The sequence below is a fragment of the Microbacterium sp. P2_F9 genome, from assembly GCF_056403635.1.
Genome location: NZ_JBFUFC010000075.1, coordinates 1 through 17,114, shown reverse-complemented (window position 1 = coordinate 17,114; position 17,114 = coordinate 1). Strand labels below are relative to the sequence as shown.

Genomic DNA, 17,114 nt, shown 5'->3' with positions numbered 1-17,114 from the left:
CGCTCCTGGGTGATGTGGGTCGAGTTCGTGCTCATGCTGGCCGGCGTCGTCCTGACGGTCGGCGCCCGGTTCATCCCGGTGCTGTGCGAAGACTTCCGCCACCGCCCCGAAGTCACAGCCCACACGCACGCCCGTCCGCTTCGTCCGATCGCGCCGCGCCCTGCGCCCGCGCCCCGAGTGGCGGCCGAGGAGCCGGCGCCCGAACCGGCCGAGGACCGCGCGGATGAGGCGCCCGTTCAGCCGGAGGCCGACTACGCGGGGGAGTACGCCGGTGCGCCGGTGGCCGCTGCCGCAGCCGAGACGGCGGTGACCGCAGTCGACGCCGAATGGGCGCCGCAGACGCGCAGGTCGTACGAGCCGGCCCCCGCGCCCGAGCCGGTGCGTCAGCAGGCGTTCTGGGCGCTGGCTCCCGAGGACCGCGACGTCGTCGACGAGAACGGCATCCCGATCTTCCGCATCGGTCCGAGCGCGTGGGCACTGGCGATCGAGGATCGCGGAGAGAGCTTCGTCATCCGCGACGAGGATGGCCGGGTCGGCTACCTCCACGATCTGGCCGGCGTCACTCGGGGCTGATTCGCGGGCCGGGCACTCCGGCTCGCGATAACGTAATCGGATGCTCCGCACCATTGATCTGCGCGGCCGCGCGCTTTCGGCGGCCGAACTGCTGGCGACCGTTCCGCGCGCCGCCGCCGCCCGCGAGGAAGCTCTGACCACCGCGGCTCGCCTCGTCGCCGACGTCGCCCGGGAGGGCGAGACGGCGTTGCGCGACCAGGCGGAGCGCTTCGATGGAGCCGTCGGACACGACCTGCGCGTGCCCGCGGCGCATCTTGACGAAGCGCTCGCCGGGCTGGACCCGGCCGTGCGGGCGGCCCTCGAAGAGGCCATTCACCGCGTGCGCGCGGCTTCCGCCGCCCAGGTGCCCGCGCCCGCGCTGACCGAACTCGGTCCGGGCGCGCGCGTCTGGCAGCGGTGGCAGCCGGTGCGCCGGGTCGGCGTGTATGTGCCGGGCGGCAAGGCGGTGTACCCGTCGAGCGTCATCATGAACGTCGTGCCCGCGCAGGTCGCGGGTGTCGTCGAAGTGGCGCTCGCCTCGCCGCCGCAACGTGAGCACAACGGCCGGGTGCACCCCGTGATCCTGGCTGCGGCGCGGCTCCTCGGCGTTGCCGAGGTGTACGCCATGGGCGGGGCCGGAGCGATCGGCGCCTTCGCATACGGGGTTCCCGGTATCGCTCTCGAACGGGTGGATGTCGTCAGCGGACCCGGCAACAACTTCGTCGCGGCCGCCAAGCGCGTCGTCGCGGGTGTGGTGGGGACGGATGCCGAGGCCGGCGCCACCGAGATCCTCATCGTCGCTGACGCCGCAGCGGACGCGCGCCTGGTCGCCGCCGATCTGATCAGCCAGGCCGAGCACGACGAGCAGGCCGCGGCGGTGCTCGTCACCGACTCGGAGGAGCTCGCCGAGGCCGTCGCCCGCGAAGTCGCGGTCCGGGCGCCGCGCACGCGGCACGCGGAGCGTGTGGCCATCGCCCTGGCGGGCCCACAGTCGGCGATCGTCCTCGTCGATGACCTGGCCGCGGCGACGGCGTTCAGCAACGCTTACGCGCCCGAGCACCTCGAACTGCAGGTGACGGATCCGCGCCCCGAGGACTTCGTCCACGCCGGCGCCGTGTTCGTCGGTCCGGACTCGCCGGTCAGTCTCGGTGACTACCTGGCGGGCAGCAACCATGTGCTCCCGACCGGCGGTCAGGCGCGCTACTCGCCCGGACTCTCGGCTGCGACGTTCCTGCGGCCCCAGCAGGTCATCGAATACGACCGGGCGGCGCTCGGCAGCGTCCGCGACGCGATCGTCACGCTGGCGGGGGCGGAACAGCTGCCCGCGCACGGCGAAGCGGTCGAGGCCCGCTTCGAGGCGTAGTCTGTCGGTGCCATGTACTGCCCGTTCTGTCGCCACCCCGATTCGCGTGTCATCGACTCCCGGACGAGCGACGATGGGCTCAGCATCCGGCGCCGGCGGCAGTGTCCCGAATGCGGCGGTCGCTTCTCGACGATCGAGACCGCGAGCCTGAACGTCATCAAGCGCAGCGGCGTGATCGAGCCGTTCAGTCGCGAGAAGGTCATCTCGGGCGTGCGCAAGGCGTGTCAGGGTCGCCCGGTCACGGACGGTGATCTGGCCGTGCTCGCCCAGCGGGTCGAAGAGGTCGTCCGGCAGACGGGTGCGTCTCAGGTCGACACGAACGAGATCGGGCTGGCGATCCTCGGTCCGCTGCGCGAGCTCGACGAGGTCGCCTATCTGCGCTTCGCGAGCGTCTATCAGGCATTCGACTCGCTCGAGGACTTCGAGAGCGCGATCGCGCAGCTGCGCCTGGACCATTCCGCCACCGCCGAACTGCCGTAAGGGTGGATTCGCGCCGGGATGTGCCGGCGACACCGCTGGGCCTGGATAGCCTGGAGGGGATGTATCCCTTCCTCTTTCGCACCCTCCTCTCCCGCATGGACCCCGAGACGGCCCATCACGCCGCGATGATCGTGATCCGGCTGCTCGGCGTTCCGCCGTTCTCCTGGGCCGCGCGCGCCCTGGCCGCACCAGACCCGGAGCTGCGCACGTCCGCGCTGGGCCTCGATTTCGATTCGCCGTTCGGCGTCGCCGCGGGCTTCGACAAGGACGTGAAGGCGACCAGGGGCCTCTACGCACTGGGATTCGGGCACATCGAGGTGGGCACGCTGACCGCGATCGCGCAGGAGGGCAACCCCCGCCCGCGGCTGTTCCGCCTCATCCCCGACCGTGCGGTCGTCAACCGGATGGGGTTCAACAACGGTGGTGCCGCGGCAGCCGCCGAGCGGCTGCGCAAGCTCCGTCGCCACGCGAAGCGCCCCGTGATCGGAGTGAACATCGGCAAGAGCCGCGTGGTCGACGTCGCCGACGCCGTCGACGACTACGTGGTGAGCGCTCGGCTGCTCGCCCCGCTCGCCGACTACCTCGTGGTCAACGTGTCATCGCCGAACACTCCAGGGCTCCGCGGCCTGCAGGCGATCGAGACGCTCCGTCCGCTGCTGGAGGCGGTTCGGGATGCCGCGGGCCGGACGCCGCTCCTCGTGAAGATCGCCCCCGACCTCCCGGACGACGAGATTCGCGCGATCGCTTCGCTGGCAGTCGCATCGGGCCTGGCCGGCCTTATCGCGACCAACACGACAGTCTTGCGCGACGGACTGTCGACCCAGCCATCGGTCATCGCGGCGGCGGGGGAGGGCGGTCTGTCCGGCGCTCCTCTCAAGGCGCGCGCGATCGAGGTGCTCCGGATCGTGCGATCGGTCGTCCCGACGGAGTTCTGCGTGATCTCCGCCGGCGGAGTGGAGACCGCAGCAGACGTGCGTGAGCGCCTCGAAGCCGGTGCCACCCTGGTGCAGGGCTACACGGCGTTCCTGTACCGCGGGCCGCTCTGGGCACGCCAGATCAACCGCGGACTCGTCCGTCGGGCGAGCAGGGCCTAGGCGGTCTTCCGCCAGCGCCGCGCGACCTGCGGCTTGGGGAGGCGCAGGAACCGCATCTGGATCGACCGCATGGCCGCGTACCAGCCGAGGCCCTTCTCGGTCTTGTCGCCGAACTTCGCGCGCGCCGCTTTCTTGACCCGGAACGACGTCCAGACCATGTCGCCCACGACGAGGAAGATGAACATCCACAGGCCCAGGAACGAGTAGTACTGCACCGCGGAGAGCGGGATGAACGTCGCCAGGATCACGACCACCATCGCCGGCATGACAGCCTCGCCGAGGTGGAAGCCCGAGTCCACGTAGTCCCGGGCGAACCTGCGCTGCGGGCCCTTGTCTCGGGCAGTGAGGTAGCGCTCGTCGCCGGCCGCCATGCCCACCCGTGCCTTGTCGCGCTGCGCGGCGAGGTCTGCCTTCGCGCGCGCCTTCGCCTCCTTGGTGTCGGGGACGAGCGGTCGCTTGCGGGCCGCCTCCTGCTCAGCGCGCGAAGGGGTCGCGTGACCCTTTCCGGAGGTGAAGTCGACCGACGCGTCGGTCGGAACGTCTTTCGGTGCCGGAGCGGCAGGTGTTTTGGCCACGGGAGATCCTCGATCAAGCAGTAGGGGTGGRCTTAAGATTACCCGCATGACCTCCGACCCCACCCGTCAGGATGCTGTGCGTGCCGCCGCGGCATCCGGCATCCCGTCCGCCCTCGCCGATCTGGGCGCACTCGTGCGCATTCCTTCGATCGCATTCCCCGGGTTCGAACCCGCCGCTGTGGAGCGCAGCGCCGAGGCGGTGGCCGAACTCGTGCGCAGCACCGGCCTCTTCGAGACGGTCGACATCCGTCGTGCGGCCATCCCCGACACCTCCGAGACGGGAATGCCCGCCGTCCTCGCCACCCGGGCGGCTCGCAACGGCCGGCCGACGATCCTGCTCTACGCCCACCATGACGTGCAGCCGGTCGGCGACGAGGCGCTCTGGGAGTCGCCCCCCTTCGAGCCGACGATCCGCGGCGGCCGCTTGTACGGCCGCGGTGCCGCCGACGACAAGGCCGGGGTCATGGCGCACGTCGCCGCGCTCCGTGCACTGACCGAAGCGGTCGGACCGGACTTCGACCTCGGCGTCGTGCTGTTCTTCGAGGGCGAGGAGGAGGCCGGGTCGCGCTCGTTCGCGCAGTTCCTCTCCGACAACGCCGCCGACCTGCGCGCCGATGTGATCGTCGTCGCCGACTCCGGCAACTGGGACGACAAGACCCCCGCCTTGACGGTCTCGCTGCGCGGCAACACCCGCTTCACGCTGCGCGTGCGCACGCTCGAGCACGCCTCGCACTCGGGCATGTTCGGGGGAGCGGTGCCCGACGCGATGATGGCCACCGTCAAGCTGCTCGCCACGCTCTGGGACGAAACCGGCGCGGTGGCCGTCGAAGGACTCACGGAGCGGGATGCCGAGACCCCGCCCTACAGCGAAGAGACACTGCGCGACGAGGCCGGGCTGCCCGTGGAGGTCAGCCCGATCGGATCGGGCACCATCCTCAGCCGCATCTGGAACAAGCCGAGCATCACCGTGACCGGAATCGATGCTCCGAGCGTCGCCAACGCCTCCAACACCCTCAGCCCGGAGGTCATCGTCGTGATCAGCGCGCGGGTGGCGCCTGGACAGGAGGCGAAGGACGCCTACGCGGCGATCGAGGCGCACCTGCGCGCGCATGCGCCGTTCGGCGCTCAGCTCACCTTCACCGATCAGGACTACGGCAACCCGTTCCTCGTAGACACAAGCGGCTGGGCCGTCGCGGAGGCGCGCGACGCCCTGCACGAGGGCTACGGCGTCGAGTCCGTGGACATCGGCGTGGGCGGATCGATTCCGTTCATCGCCGACCTGGTGCGCGAGTTCCCCGGCGCCCAGATCCTGGTCACCGGGGTCGAGGATCCACATGCCCGGGCGCACAGCCCGAACGAGTCGCTGCACCTCGCGACCTTCCGAAACGCGGTTCTCGCGGAGGCGCTGCTGCTCGAGAAGCTCGACGCCCGCACCCTCTGAGCGTTCGACCCACCGGGCTGCAGAGCCCGTTCCACATCCGGGCGCGTAGAATCGAGGCATCCGCTGCCATCGATGCAGCCCGGACCGCGAGGAGAGCCATGACCGACACCGCCCTGTCGACCGACCAGACCACCCGCGCCCACGGGGTGCTGCTCACTGACGCCGCCGCGGCGAAGGTGAAGAACCTCCTCGGCCAGGAGGGGCGCGACGACCTGCGTCTGCGCGTCGCCGTGCAGCCGGGTGGATGCAGCGGCCTGATCTACCAGCTCTACTTCGACGAGCGCTATCTCGACGGTGACAAGACGGTGGACTTCGACGGTGTCGAGGTCATCATCGACGACATGAGCGTGCCGTACCTCGACGGCGCCAGCATCGACTTCAAGGACACGATCTCGGAGCAGGGGTTCACGATCGACAACCCCAACGCCGCCGGCAGCTGCGCCTGCGGCGACAGCTTCCACTGACGCACTTCGCGACGTCCAGCGCCTCGCCCGCCTCGTGCGGTGCGGGGCGCTGCTGCGTGCCCGGAAAGCGCGGGAAAGCGGGCTGAAACCGACCTCGGAGGCAGAATCGGGCTGGATGGTTGGCCTGAATCCGGTGTGAGGTTGCCCTAGACTTGCGGCAGTCACACTCGCGACCCGAAAGGTGCACCGTGCCCTCGAAACGTCGTCTCCGCTGGGCGCTCGTCCCCGCTGGGATCGCTGCTGCGATCGCCCTGTCGGGATGCACTCCGACCCAGTTGAACGGGTTCCTCCCGGGCTTCGAGGAGAACAAGGCGCCCACGACGAACCACACCGAGATGGTGTCCGGTCTCTGGGTCAACTCGTGGATCGTCCTCCTCGTCGTCGGAGTCATCACCTGGGGCCTGATGGGCTGGGCGGCGATCGTCTATCGCCGGCGCCGCGGGCAGACCGGCCTTCCGGTGCAGCTGCGCTACAACATGCCGATCGAGATCTTCTACACGATCGTGCCGTTCATCCTCGTGGTCGGCTTCTTCGCCTTCACCGTGCGCGACCAGGCGATCCTCGAGACCCAGACCGAGAACCCGGACGTGTCGATCGTCGCGATCGGCAAGCAGTGGGCGTGGGACTTCCAGTACAACGGCGACGAGGAAGACGGCTCGGACGCGGTGTGGACGATGGGTGTGCAGGCTGAGCCGGCGCCCAACGGCGACATCGACCAGGCGAAGCTCCCCACGCTGTACCTCCCGGTCGACAGGACCGTGAAGATCAAGCTCGAGTCGCGGGATGTCATCCACTCGTTCTGGATCATCGACTTCCTCTACAAGAAGGACATGTACATCGGCCGCGACAACTACTGGTCGTTCACGCCGACGCGCGAAGGCACCTATGCCGGCAAGTGCGCCGAGCTGTGCGGCGAGTACCACTCGGCGATGCTCTTCAACGTCAAGGTCGTGAGCGAGTCCGAGTACGAGGACTATCTCGCCTCGCTGCGCGCGAAGGACCAGACCGGTGACATCACCGACGCATACGACCGCCTCGGCAATCTCCCCGGCACGGGGGAGACCACCGAGGGCACTGAGGGAGACGAGTGATCATGGCGACGACGCTTCCGCTTCAGGAGAACCAGGGCCGCCCGACGACCCTCCCACCTCGCCAAGCCGCACTGCTCAGCGCCACGCGCGTCGAGCAGAAGGGCAACATCATCGTCAAGTGGATCACCTCGACTGACCACAAGACGATCGGCTACATGTACCTGATCGCCTCGGTGCTGTTCTTCATGCTCGGCGGTGTGATGGCCCTCATCATCCGTGCTGAGCTGTTCGAGCCGGGGCTGCAGATCGTCCCCACGAAGGATCAGTACAACCAGCTGTTCACGATGCACGGCACGATCATGCTGCTGATGTTCGCGACGCCGCTGTTCGCCGGCTTCGCCAACGCGCTCATGCCCCTTCAGATCGGCGCACCCGACGTCGCCTTCCCGCGTCTGAACGCCTTCGCGTTCTGGCTGTTCCTCTTCGGGTCGACCATCGCGGTCGCCGGCTTCCTCACTCCCGAGGGCGCTGCAGCCTTCGGCTGGTTCGCGTACCAGCCCCTGGCCGGCGCGAGCTTCTCGCCCGGACCAGGCGGCAACCTGTGGATGCTCGGTCTCGGCATGAGCGGTTTCGGCACGATCCTCGGGGCCGTGAACTTCATCACGACGATCATCACGCTGCGCGCTCCCGGCATGACCATGTGGCGGATGCCGATCTTCACGTGGAACACGCTCGTCACCAGCATCCTGATCCTGATGGCGTTCCCGGTGCTCGCGGCCGCGATCCTCGCCGCTGCGGCCGACCGCATCCTGGGCGCCCACATCTACGACCCGGCGAACGGCGGCGTGCTGCTCTGGCAGCACCTGTTCTGGTTCTTCGGGCACCCTGAGGTGTACATCATCGCGCTGCCGTTCTTCGGCATCATCTCCGAGGTCATCCCCGTCTTCAGCCGCAAGCCGATCTTCGGGTACAAGACCCTCGTCTACGCGACGATCGCGATCGCCGCGCTGTCCGTGGCGGTGTGGGCGCACCACATGTACGTCACCGGCGCGGTGCTGCTGCCGTTCTTCGCCCTGATGACGATGCTGATCGCGGTGCCCACCGGGGTGAAGATCTTCAACTGGATAGGCACGATGTGGCGAGGGTCGGTGACCTTCGAGACGCCGATGATCTTCGCGCTCGGGTTCCTGGTCTCGTTCGTCTTCGGTGGCCTGACCGGCGTCATCCTCGCTTCGCCGCCGCTCGACTTCCACCTCTCGGACTCCTACTTCATCGTGGCGCACTTCCACTACGTGGTCTTCGGCACCGTCGTGTTCGCGATGTTCGCGGGCTTCTACTTCTGGTGGCCGAAGTGGACCGGCCGCATGCTCAACGAGCGGCTCGGTGTCGTGCACTTCTGGCTGCTGTTCATCGGCTTCCACATGACGTTCCTCATCCAGCACTGGTTGGGCGTTGACGGCATGGCGCGTCGCTACGCGGACTACTCGGAAGYCGACGGCTGGACGCTGCAGAACCAGGTGTCGACGGTCGGTGCGATCATCCTCGGCGCATCGATGATCCCGTTCCTCTTCAATGTCTGGATCACCGCGCGCAAGGCGCCGCTGGTGACCGTCAACGACCCGTGGGGCTACGGCTCTTCGCTGGAATGGGCGACCAGCTGCCCGMCGCCCCGCCACAACTTCACGTCGATCCCGCGCATCCGCAGCGAGCGCCCGGCGTTCGATCTCAATCACCCGGAGGCGGGAATTCCCGTCGGAGTCGGGTCAGCGAAGGATGCTCCCGACGCCCCGGTCGTCGACGAGGCTCATGGAGAGGTGAAGTAAGTGCGCACCAACGTCGGCCTCTGGTGGCTGCTGGTCGGGTTCTTCTTCCTGATGGGGACGATCTACACCATCTGGAGCATCATCGCCCATCCCGACCTCGAGTGGTACCACGGGATCGAGTGGGTCGGCACCGTCGCCCTGTTCTTCACGTCGCTGATGTCGGCGCTGATCGCGTTCTACATCGGGCGCGTGCACAAGGCTCAGGGTGGCGATCTGCCGGAAGACACTCTGACGGCCGATATCGACGACGGCGACCCGGAGCTCGGCGAATTCAGCCCCTGGTCGTGGTGGCCCATCGTCCTTGCCTTCTCGGCAGCGCTCGCCATGATCGGCCTCGCCGTCGGAACCTGGATCATGCCGATCGGCATCGCCGTGTTCCTCGTGGCGATCGTCGGCTGGGTCTTCGAGTACTACCGCGGTCACTTCGCACGCTGATCGTCGGCCTTCGGTGACGCTCGCACTGCGGGCCGCGGCCGTCTCGGAACGCGGCGAGTACCGCGCCGTGAACCAGGATGCCGCGTTCACCGCTTCGTGGGGCGCGGGTGTCGCCGACGGGGTAGGCGGGGGACCGGCAGGAGATCTCGCGTCGGCCGCCTACGTCCATCGTCTCGCCGCCGGACTGTCCGGCTCGCTCGACCGGGACATGCTCGCCACGCGCCTGCGCATCGCCAACTGGGACCTGCGGGCCCACGTGGAGCGGGACAGAACGCTCGAGGGCATGGCTACGACCTTCACCGGGCTGTTCAGCTCGACTGCGGGCGGGCTCATTCTCGCGCACGCGGGTGACTCGCGCGCCTACCTGCTGCAGGGCGGCGTGCTCACGCGTCAGACGCGCGACGATTCATTCGTGCAGCTCCTCGTCGACAGTGGGATCGTGCGGGCGGCGGATGCGGCATCCCACCCTCATCGCAATCTGATCACCGCGTCGCTCCGCGGCGGTGACGACGATGCGGTCACCATCCTCGAACGTGAGGGCCGCGAGGGCGATCGGTGGCTGCTGTGCAGCGACGGCCTGACGGACTACGTGCCGGAGCCGGAGATCGCGGTCGTGCTGGGCGGTGGCGACGTCGGTGATGCCGCGCGGGCGCTCGTCGACCTCGCGCTGCAGGCGGGCTCGCGTGACAACGTCAGTGCGGTGGTGTGCGACGTCGTGGTCGCCACGAGAACGCGCCTGAGCGCCGCTGAGACGGCCTTCGCGGGATCGGCGGCGGAGCGATTCGCAGAGGGCCTCGAGTCCGCCTAGGCCGACYGCGTCTGCCGCACCACCATCACCTGGGCGTCGAACACTCGGGGGAGTGCCCCCTCGTCGTTCTCGGTCGGCTGACCCTCGCGCACCCAGTACTCGTAGCCCCCGATCATCTCCTTGACCGAGTAGCCGAGCTTTGCGAACTCGAGGGCGCCCTTCGCGCCGGCGTTGCAGCCCGGGCTCCAGCAGTACACGACCACCGGGAGTCCGGCGTCGAGCTCGATGGGGGCGCGTGCGGCGATGTCGCGGTACGGCACGTGGATCGCGCCGGCGACGCGTCCCTGGGCCCACGCCTCGTCGCCCCGCACATCGACGAGCACGAACTGCTCGCCGGCCTTCTGGGCGGCGTACACATCGGACGCGTCGGTCTCGTGGCGGAGCTTGGCGGAGAAGTACTCGAGAGCATCGGTCATGCACTCAACCGTACGGTGTGCTGATCGCGGCACCCCATCGGCCGGCAGACAGTGAGAGGTGGATTCCTGCCGTAATCCGGAGTCGCCGGGCACAACGGCGGATGCCCCGCAGCTGAGTCCTCGCGGGCTCAGATGCGAGGCATCCGATCGTGTGCTGGCCTACTGGCCGGGTTCTTTCTCGCGGTTGCGCGGCTTCTTCTCGCCATCGTCCGGGACGATGATGTTCGAAGGCCGAACCGGGACCTCGCTGTTGTGACCGTCGTCGATCGGCACGTGCGGAGCGTCCGGGACCCCAGCGCGCTCGTGCGCACCCTGGATCTCAAGGTCTTCCTCCGCCGCGATGTGATCGAGCTCGTGGTGCTGGTGCGACAGTGATCCGTCGAACTCAGCCTGGCTGACCGGGGTGAGCCGGTCTTCGAAGAACCAGCGCGAGATCGCGGCGCGCAGGTTCTCGTGCCACGGAATGCGACCCTTCGCGTTCGGCCGGACGACCAGCGGCTCGTAGCCGCCGATGTCGACGAGCTTGAAGCGGTCGTACTCCTCGACGGGCTGGTGCACCTCGATGTACTCCCCACCGGGGAGGCGGACGATGCGACCGGACTCGTAGCCGTGCAGCAGGATCTCGCGGTCCTTCTTCTGGAGCGCGATCGCCAGGCGCTTGGCCACGAAGTACGCGATCACCGGGCCGACGATCAGCAGCGCCTGCAGGGTGTGGATCACGCCTTCCATCGTCAGCCAGAAGTGCGTGGCGATGATGTCGGAGGCTGCCGCGGCCCACAGCACCGCGTAGAACGTGACACCGGCGGCGCCGATGGCGGTGCGGGTGGCGGCGTTGCGCGGACGCTCGGCGATGTGGTGCTCGCGCTTGTCTCCCGTGACCCACGCCTCGATGAAGGGGTAGAGCAGGACGAGCACGATGAAGATGCCGATGACCGTGAGCGGAATGAGGATGTTGAACGACCACGTGTGATCGAGGAACACGAACTCGAGCCCCGGCGGCACCAGACGCAGCGCGCCATCCGCGAAGCCGATGTACCAGTCCGGCTGCGTGCCCGCCGAGACGGGGGAGGGGTCGTACGGTCCGTAGACCCAGATCGGGTTGATCTGGAAGAGCGAGGCGATCAGCACGATCACGCCGAACGTGATGAAGAAGAAGCCGCCCATCTTGGACATGTAGACCGGCATCATCGGGTAGCCGACCACGTTGCTGTTCGTGCGGGCCGGGCCGGCGAACTGCGTGTGCTTGTTGATGACCATGAGCATCAGGTGCAGCAGCAGCAGGCCGACGAGGATCGCGGGCAGCAGCAGGATGTGCAGCGTGTAGAGCCGGCCGACGATCTGGTCGCCCGGGAACTCCCCGCCGAACAGCAGGAAGGAGGTCCAGGTGCCGATGAGCGGGATGCCCTTGACCATGCCGTCGATGATCCGCAGGCCGTTGCCGGAGAGCAGGTCGTCGGGCAGCGAGTAGCCCGTGAAGCCCTCGCCCATGGCGAGGATGAACAGGATGAATCCGATCACCCAGTTGAGCTCGCGCGGCTTGCGGAAGGCGCCGGTGAAGAACACCCGGAGCATGTGCACGCCGATGCCGGCGACGAACACCAGAGCGGCCCAGTGGTGGATCTGGCGAACGAGCAATCCGCCGCGGATGTCGAACGACAGTCGGAGCGTCGAGTCGAGCGCCGCGGACATCTCCACGCCGCGCATCGGAAGGTAGGCGCCCTCGTAGTGGGTCGGCACCATCGAAGCCTGGAAGAAGAACGTCAGGAACGTGCCGGAGAGGAGCACAGCGACGAAGCTCCACAGCGCGATCTCACCGAGCATGAACGACCAGTGGTCGGGGAAGATCTTGCGGCCGAGCTCCTTGACGAAGCCGGACAGGCTCGTGCGCTCATCGATGTAGTTCGACGCGGCGCCGACGAAGCGGCCGCCGAGCGGCTTCTCCTTCGTCTCCGCCTGGAACCGGGAGGTGGCGGTTGCGGTACTCAATGGCGCTCCCAGAAACTCGGGCCGACGGGTTCGGTGAAGTCGCTGCGGGCGACCAGGTATCCCTCGGCATCCACCGTGATGGGGAGCTGGGGGAGGGGACGGGCGGCGGGGCCGAAGATGACCTTCGCGCCGTCCGTGACGTCGAACTGCGACTGATGGCAGGGGCACAGCAGGTGGTGGGTCTGCTGCTCGTACAGGGCGACCGGGCAGCCGACGTGCGTGCACACCTTCGAATAGGCGACGATGCCGTCGTACGACCAGTCCTTGCGGTCTGCAGCCTCCTGCAGGTCCTCGGGGAGGAGCCGCATAAGCAGGACGATGGCCTTGGCCTTCTGCTCGAGGTACCCCTCGCTGTGTCCGAGAGCCGCGAGGTCTTCGGGAATGACGTGCATGGCGGATCCGAGCGTGACGTCTGCAACGCGGATCGGGGTGCCCTCAGGGTCGCGCGCGAGACGCGTCCCCTCTTTCCACATCGTGTGGCTCAGCTGTGCGACGGGGTCGCCCGCAATGGGGTCTTCCGCAGAGCTGAACGGCGCGAGGCCGCGGAACAGCACGACTCCCGGTGCGATGGAGGCCACGAGGGCCGCGATCAGCGAGTTGCGGACCATCGCGCGGCGTCCGAAGCCGGACTCCTCGTTGGCATCGGCGAAGGCCTTGATCGACGCCGCACGCGTCGCGTCGCGACCTCGGGTCGCATGACGAGGCTCGATGAACTCCTTGTCCGACATGATCGCCTTCGACCAGTGGATCGCTCCGAGGCCGAGTGCGAGGAGCGCCAGGCCGATGCCGAGGCCGATGAAGAGGTTGTTGTACCGGACGCTGACGAGCTCGCCGTCTTCGATCGGGAACAGGAAGTAGGCGGCGATGGCCCAGATGCTTGCGGCCACCGAGAGGTAGAACAGCGTGTAGACCGTCCGGACAGCGCGCGTCATCGCCGCCGGGTCCTTGTCGGTCATCCGCGCACGGTGCGGCGGAAGCTCGGGGTTGTGCACCGGATCGGGGATCACCACGGCGAGCCCCCGCGAAGGCTTCCACGAAGCCCTCTCGTGCTCGAGCGGGTCGTCCTCGTGTTCCATGCTGCTCCTCTTGCGTGTTCTCGTCGGTGTCAGGTCAGTTGGACTTCGCGGTGATCCACACCGTGATGCCGATCAGCGCGCCGATGCCGAAGATCCAGATGAACAGACCCTCCGACACCGGACCCAGCGAACCGAGCGCGAAGCCACCAGGCGATACTGCCTCCTGCTGGAACAGCAGCGACGAGATGATGTCGCGCTTGTCCTCGGTGGAGAGGTACATGTCGTTGAAGACGGGCATGTTCTGCGGTCCGGTCACCATGGCGGCGTACATGTGCAGCGCGCTCGTCTCGGTGAGCGGCGGCGCGTACTTGCCCTCGGTGAGCGCTCCGCCGGCGGCCGCCACGTTGTGGCACATCGCGCAGTTGATGCGGAACAGCTCGGCGCCTCGTGCGACGTCACCACCACCGTCGATGGTCTCGTCGGCCGGGTAGGTCGGACCGGGGGAGGTGGACTGCACGTACGCAGCCATCGCGAGGATCTGCTCATGCGTGAACTGCACCGGCTTCTCCGGAGCCTGCGGGCCGGTCGCCTGCAGGGGCATGCGACCGGTGGAGACCTGGAATTCGACTGCCAGCTCGCCGACGCCGTACAGCGAGGGCGCCGCTTGGGTGCCCTGCAGGTCGAGTCCGTGGCAGGTCGCGCAGTTCGCCTGGAACAGCTTCTTGCCGTCTTCGACCGTCAGTGCGGTGGGGGCCTTGGTGTCTTCGGTGGCGGCCATTGCCGCGGAGGCTCCGGCGTACACACCGCCCGTCAGGAGCAGTCCGATGCCGATGAGTGCTGCCGCTGCCCAGGGGCTGCGGCGTCCGTGTGAGCGGCGCTTCGTCTCTCGTGCCATGTGGGGCTACAGCTCCGCTCTATTTCWGGAAGTAGATGACAAGGAACAGGGCGATCCAGACGACGTCCACGAAGTGCCAGTAGTACGACACGACGATGGAGGTCGTCATCTCCTTGCGCCCGAAGTTCTTGACGGCATACGCGCGCCCGATCACGAGGAGGAAGGCGATGAGCCCGCCGGTGACGTGCAGGGCGTGGAAGCCGGTGGTGAGGTAGAAGGCCGATGCGTAGGAATCCGAGCTGATCGGCATCCCTTCCGTCACCAGCTGCGCGTACTCCCACACCTGACCGGACACGAACACCGCGCCCATGATGAAGGTGAGGTAGAACCACTCGACCATGCCCCAGGTGCGGGGGTTCCAGAGGCTCTTGGTGCGGTAGGGCTGGAAGCGCTCGGCCGCGAACACCCCCATCTGGCACGTAACGGACGACAGCACGAGGATGATCGTGTTGACCGTGGCGTAGCCGACGTTCAGCTGTTCGGTTCGAGCCGCCCAGAGTTCCGGGGATGTGCTGCGGAGCGTGAAGTAGATCGCAAAAAGGCCTGCGAAGAACATCACCTCGCTGCCGAGCCATACGATCGTGCCCACGGCAACCGGATCGGGCCGTTTGACCGAACGCATCGCCTGGGAGTAGGTCGCTGGGGTCGTCGTCACGTTCCCCATTATGGCTGAATTCGGCGCGCGAGTTTCGCATCCGGAGGCACGGATTTGCCTGCGCGCGAACTTAGGCCCTCCTAAGAGAACGCCCAGAGTGTGCTCCGAGTCCGCCGTGTCCCGAGGCTAGGCTTCATGGTTATGGCTGACCTCTACACCTGGCCGGGAATCCTCACGACGCTGCTCGAGCGGCGGGATCTCAGTGTGTCCGAGTCGACCTGGGCGATGCGGCGCGTGATGGCGGGCGAGGCGACGCCTTCGCAGCTGGCCGGTTTCCTGGTCGCGCTGCGCGCAAAAGGCGAGACCGTAGACGAGATCGTCGGCTTCCGAGACGCGATCCTCGAGGCCGCGCTGGCGCTGCCGGTGGACGCGGCGGTGCTGGACATCGTCGGCACCGGAGGCGATCGCTTCGGGACGGTGAACGTCTCGACGATGGCCGCCGTGGTGGCCGCGGCATCCGGGGTTCCCGTCGTGAAGCACGGCAACAAGGCGGCCAGCTCGGCCTCCGGCTCGAGCGACGTGCTCGCCGCGCTTGGGATCGACCTGACGCTCAGCCCCGATGCCGTCGCCGAGACGCTCGCACGGACCGGCATCACCTTCGCCTTCGCGACGGCGTTCCACCCGGGCTTCCGTCATGCCGGTCCGACGCGTGCCGAGTTGGGCGTTCCGACGGTCTTCAACTTCTTGGGGCCCCTCTGCAACCCCGCGCGCGCCGAAGCCAACGCCRTCGGCGTCGCGCAGCTCGACCGCGTGCCGCTCATCACGGGCGTGTTCCAGACTCGCGGGGCGACCGCACTGGTGTTCCGCGGCGATGACGGGCTGGACGAGCTGACCACGACCGGTCACAGCAGGCTGTGGGAAGTCAGCCGAGGCGATGTGCACGAGCACGATCTCGACCCCCGCKACATCGGCATCCCCCTCGCCGACATCGACGACCTGCTCGGTGGGGACCCCGCGCACAACGCGGCGATCGTCCGCCGCGTGCTCGCGGGCGAGTCGGGAGCGGTGCGGGACATCGTGCTGCTGAACGCGGCCGCCGGCCTCGTCTCGTACCGCCTCTTCCTGGACGCCGCCCAGGTGCAGCGACCCATCCTGGAGCGGCTCGCCGAGGCCCGCGACGACGCCGCTGCGGCGGTCGACACCGGGGCGGCGGCGGCAAAGCTCGATGAGTGGATCGCCGCCACGCAGTCGTTCGCGCACTGACGACGAGCAGTCTCCCGGCCTGAAGGCCGAATATGACCCACCATGAATATTCACGGCGAGTACCTTTCGCGTCGCTGCGGCTCGACGCTAGCGTGTCCCTCACACGGCACCGCTACCTAGGAGGACTTCCATGAGCAACGCAACGCCCTCGACCGCTGACACCATCGAACCGCCCGTCAAGAGCCTCGGACCTGTGAAGTGGGTGGGCATCCTCGGCATCGTCGCGGGCGCACTGCTGATCATCGTGGGAATCGTCGCCTGGATTCTCGTCACCAACCAGCTGACGGCGGAGAACATCACTGTCCCGGACGACGCTGCCGCGTTCCAGGGCCAGCAGGTCACCGGCCCGCTGACCGCCTACGTGCAGGCAGACATCATCAACCACCACGCGCTGGAAGCCTCCGGCGGAAAGACCTACGCCGAGCTCGACCAGGACGACCCGGTGCGTGCGACCGTGATGCAGGCCTCCTTCCTGCGCGCGTCGCTCTTCACCTCCGTCGTGGCCTACGGCGTCGCGCTGTTCGCGGCGGCGATCGGCGTGCTCTCGATCCTGTTCGGCTGGGCCTTCGTGCGACTGGCGAATACGCCGGTCGTGGTGAAGCGCTCGAACGTCACCACCGCCTAGAGCCGTTGCCGAGCGTCGCGTGGCGGGTGGAATGAACCCGTACGACGCGCTCACCGAGATCGCGTCCCTGCTGGAGCGAGAACGGTCTTCGAGATACAAGTCGAAGGCCTTCCGCACCGCAGCGGACGCGATCTCGGCGTTGACGGACGAACAGCTGCGGGATGCGGCATCCCTCCGTCGGCGTCCCGGTATCGGCGACTCCACGTTCGCGGTGATCCAGGAGGCGCTGGACGGGCGAGTGCCTACGTACCT

The 17,114-nt window shown here is 67.9% G+C and carries 17 protein-coding genes and 2 pseudogenes; 13 read left to right on the top strand and 6 right to left on the bottom strand.

Features of this window, described 5'->3' with window-relative positions; genetic code table 11:
• From AC1DVT_RS09845 to AC1DVT_RS09830, 4 genes and pseudogenes are all read left to right on the top strand, one after another.
• Positions 1-573, top strand: a pseudogene (locus AC1DVT_RS09845) (hypothetical protein); the annotation flags it as partial.
• A 40-nt stretch (positions 574-613) separates the two neighbouring features.
• Entirely contained in the window at positions 614-1,915 is a 1,302-nt protein-coding gene (gene hisD / locus AC1DVT_RS09840) for a histidinol dehydrogenase (protein ID WP_477388541.1), read from the top strand.
• A 12-nt stretch (positions 1,916-1,927) separates the two neighbouring features.
• Positions 1,928-2,395 carry a transcriptional regulator NrdR gene (nrdR, locus tag AC1DVT_RS09835; protein ID WP_457098256.1) on the top strand — a complete coding sequence of 156 codons (468 nt, stop codon included), beginning with the start codon at positions 1,928-1,930 and terminating at the stop codon, positions 2,393-2,395.
• A gap of 59 nt (positions 2,396-2,454) precedes the next feature.
• The gene (locus AC1DVT_RS09830; RefSeq protein ID WP_477388539.1) at positions 2,455-3,489 is read left to right on the top strand and encodes a quinone-dependent dihydroorotate dehydrogenase; all 1,035 of its coding nucleotides are present in this window, start codon (positions 2,455-2,457) and stop codon (positions 3,487-3,489) included.
• Here AC1DVT_RS09830 and AC1DVT_RS09825 read toward each other — a convergent pair.
• Positions 3,486-4,064, bottom strand: coding sequence for a DUF3043 domain-containing protein (locus tag AC1DVT_RS09825; RefSeq protein ID WP_457098258.1), 579 nt, complete (start codon positions 4,062-4,064; stop codon positions 3,486-3,488). The genes AC1DVT_RS09830 and AC1DVT_RS09825 overlap by 4 nt on opposite strands.
• A 46-nt stretch (positions 4,065-4,110) precedes the next feature.
• On the opposite strand from AC1DVT_RS09825, the gene AC1DVT_RS09820 reads away from it, so the two are divergent.
• The 6 genes from AC1DVT_RS09820 (at position 4,111) to AC1DVT_RS09795 (ending at position 10,066) form a co-directional block, all read left to right on the top strand.
• Positions 4,111-5,505: a M20/M25/M40 family metallo-hydrolase gene (locus AC1DVT_RS09820; RefSeq protein WP_477388537.1), complete on the top strand. Its 1,395-nt coding sequence runs from the start codon at positions 4,111-4,113 to the stop codon at positions 5,503-5,505.
• Between the two features lie 98 nt (positions 5,506-5,603).
• Positions 5,604-5,969, top strand: a complete 366-nt coding sequence (gene erpA, locus AC1DVT_RS09815) for an iron-sulfur cluster insertion protein ErpA (protein ID WP_457098260.1) — start codon at positions 5,604-5,606, stop codon at positions 5,967-5,969.
• A 188-nt stretch (positions 5,970-6,157) separates the two neighbouring features.
• Entirely contained in the window at positions 6,158-7,060 is a 903-nt protein-coding gene (gene ctaC, locus AC1DVT_RS09810; protein WP_477388535.1) for an aa3-type cytochrome oxidase subunit II, read from the top strand.
• A 2-nt stretch (positions 7,061-7,062) separates the two neighbouring features.
• Positions 7,063-8,823, top strand: coding sequence for an aa3-type cytochrome oxidase subunit I (gene ctaD, locus AC1DVT_RS09805; RefSeq protein ID WP_477388533.1), 1,761 nt, complete (start codon positions 7,063-7,065; stop codon positions 8,821-8,823).
• Positions 8,824-9,258, top strand: coding sequence for a cytochrome c oxidase subunit 4 (locus AC1DVT_RS09800; RefSeq protein ID WP_457098263.1), 435 nt, complete (start codon positions 8,824-8,826; stop codon positions 9,256-9,258).
• A gap of 13 nt (positions 9,259-9,271) precedes the next feature.
• Positions 9,272-10,066, top strand: a complete 795-nt coding sequence (locus AC1DVT_RS09795) for a PP2C family protein-serine/threonine phosphatase (RefSeq protein WP_477388531.1) — start codon at positions 9,272-9,274, stop codon at positions 10,064-10,066.
• On the opposite strand, the gene AC1DVT_RS09790 is transcribed toward AC1DVT_RS09795, so the two are convergent.
• The 5 genes from AC1DVT_RS09790 to ctaE all read right to left on the bottom strand — a co-directional run bounded on the left by AC1DVT_RS09790 (position 10,063) and on the right by ctaE (position 15,043).
• The gene (locus tag AC1DVT_RS09790; protein ID WP_477388529.1) at positions 10,063-10,482 is read right to left on the bottom strand and encodes a rhodanese-like domain-containing protein; all 420 of its coding nucleotides are present in this window, start codon (positions 10,480-10,482) and stop codon (positions 10,063-10,065) included. The genes AC1DVT_RS09795 and AC1DVT_RS09790 overlap by 4 nt on opposite strands.
• Before the next feature lie 159 nt (positions 10,483-10,641).
• Positions 10,642-12,468 (bottom strand): cytochrome bc1 complex cytochrome b subunit, encoded by a 1,827-nt coding sequence (gene qcrB, locus AC1DVT_RS09785; protein ID WP_457098266.1) that lies wholly within the window; start codon positions 12,466-12,468, stop codon positions 10,642-10,644.
• On the bottom strand, positions 12,465-13,544 hold the full coding sequence (gene qcrA, locus AC1DVT_RS09780; RefSeq protein WP_457098267.1) for a cytochrome bc1 complex Rieske iron-sulfur subunit: 1,080 nt from the start codon (positions 13,542-13,544) through the stop codon (positions 12,465-12,467). The genes qcrB and qcrA overlap by 4 nt, the downstream gene beginning before the upstream one ends.
• Positions 13,545-13,578: 34 nt before the next feature.
• Positions 13,579-14,379 carry a cytochrome bc1 complex diheme cytochrome c subunit gene (gene qcrC / locus AC1DVT_RS09775; RefSeq protein WP_477388527.1) on the bottom strand — a complete coding sequence of 267 codons (801 nt, stop codon included), beginning with the start codon at positions 14,377-14,379 and terminating at the stop codon, positions 13,579-13,581.
• Between the two features lie 19 nt (positions 14,380-14,398).
• Positions 14,399-15,043: an aa3-type cytochrome oxidase subunit III gene (gene ctaE / locus AC1DVT_RS09770; protein WP_477388525.1), complete on the bottom strand. Its 645-nt coding sequence runs from the start codon at positions 15,041-15,043 to the stop codon at positions 14,399-14,401.
• Positions 15,044-15,175: 132 nt separating this feature from the next.
• Between ctaE and trpD the strand changes: the two genes are divergently transcribed.
• From trpD to AC1DVT_RS09755, 3 genes and pseudogenes are all read left to right on the top strand, one after another.
• Positions 15,176-16,237, top strand: coding sequence for an anthranilate phosphoribosyltransferase (trpD, locus tag AC1DVT_RS09765; RefSeq protein ID WP_477388523.1), 1,062 nt, complete (start codon positions 15,176-15,178; stop codon positions 16,235-16,237).
• A 130-nt stretch (positions 16,238-16,367) separates the two neighbouring features.
• Positions 16,368-16,862 carry an aromatic ring-opening dioxygenase LigA gene (locus AC1DVT_RS09760; RefSeq protein ID WP_457098271.1) on the top strand — a complete coding sequence of 165 codons (495 nt, stop codon included), beginning with the start codon at positions 16,368-16,370 and terminating at the stop codon, positions 16,860-16,862.
• A 31-nt stretch (positions 16,863-16,893) separates the two neighbouring features.
• A pseudogene (locus tag AC1DVT_RS09755) lies at positions 16,894-17,114 on the top strand (PHP domain-containing protein); the annotation flags it as partial.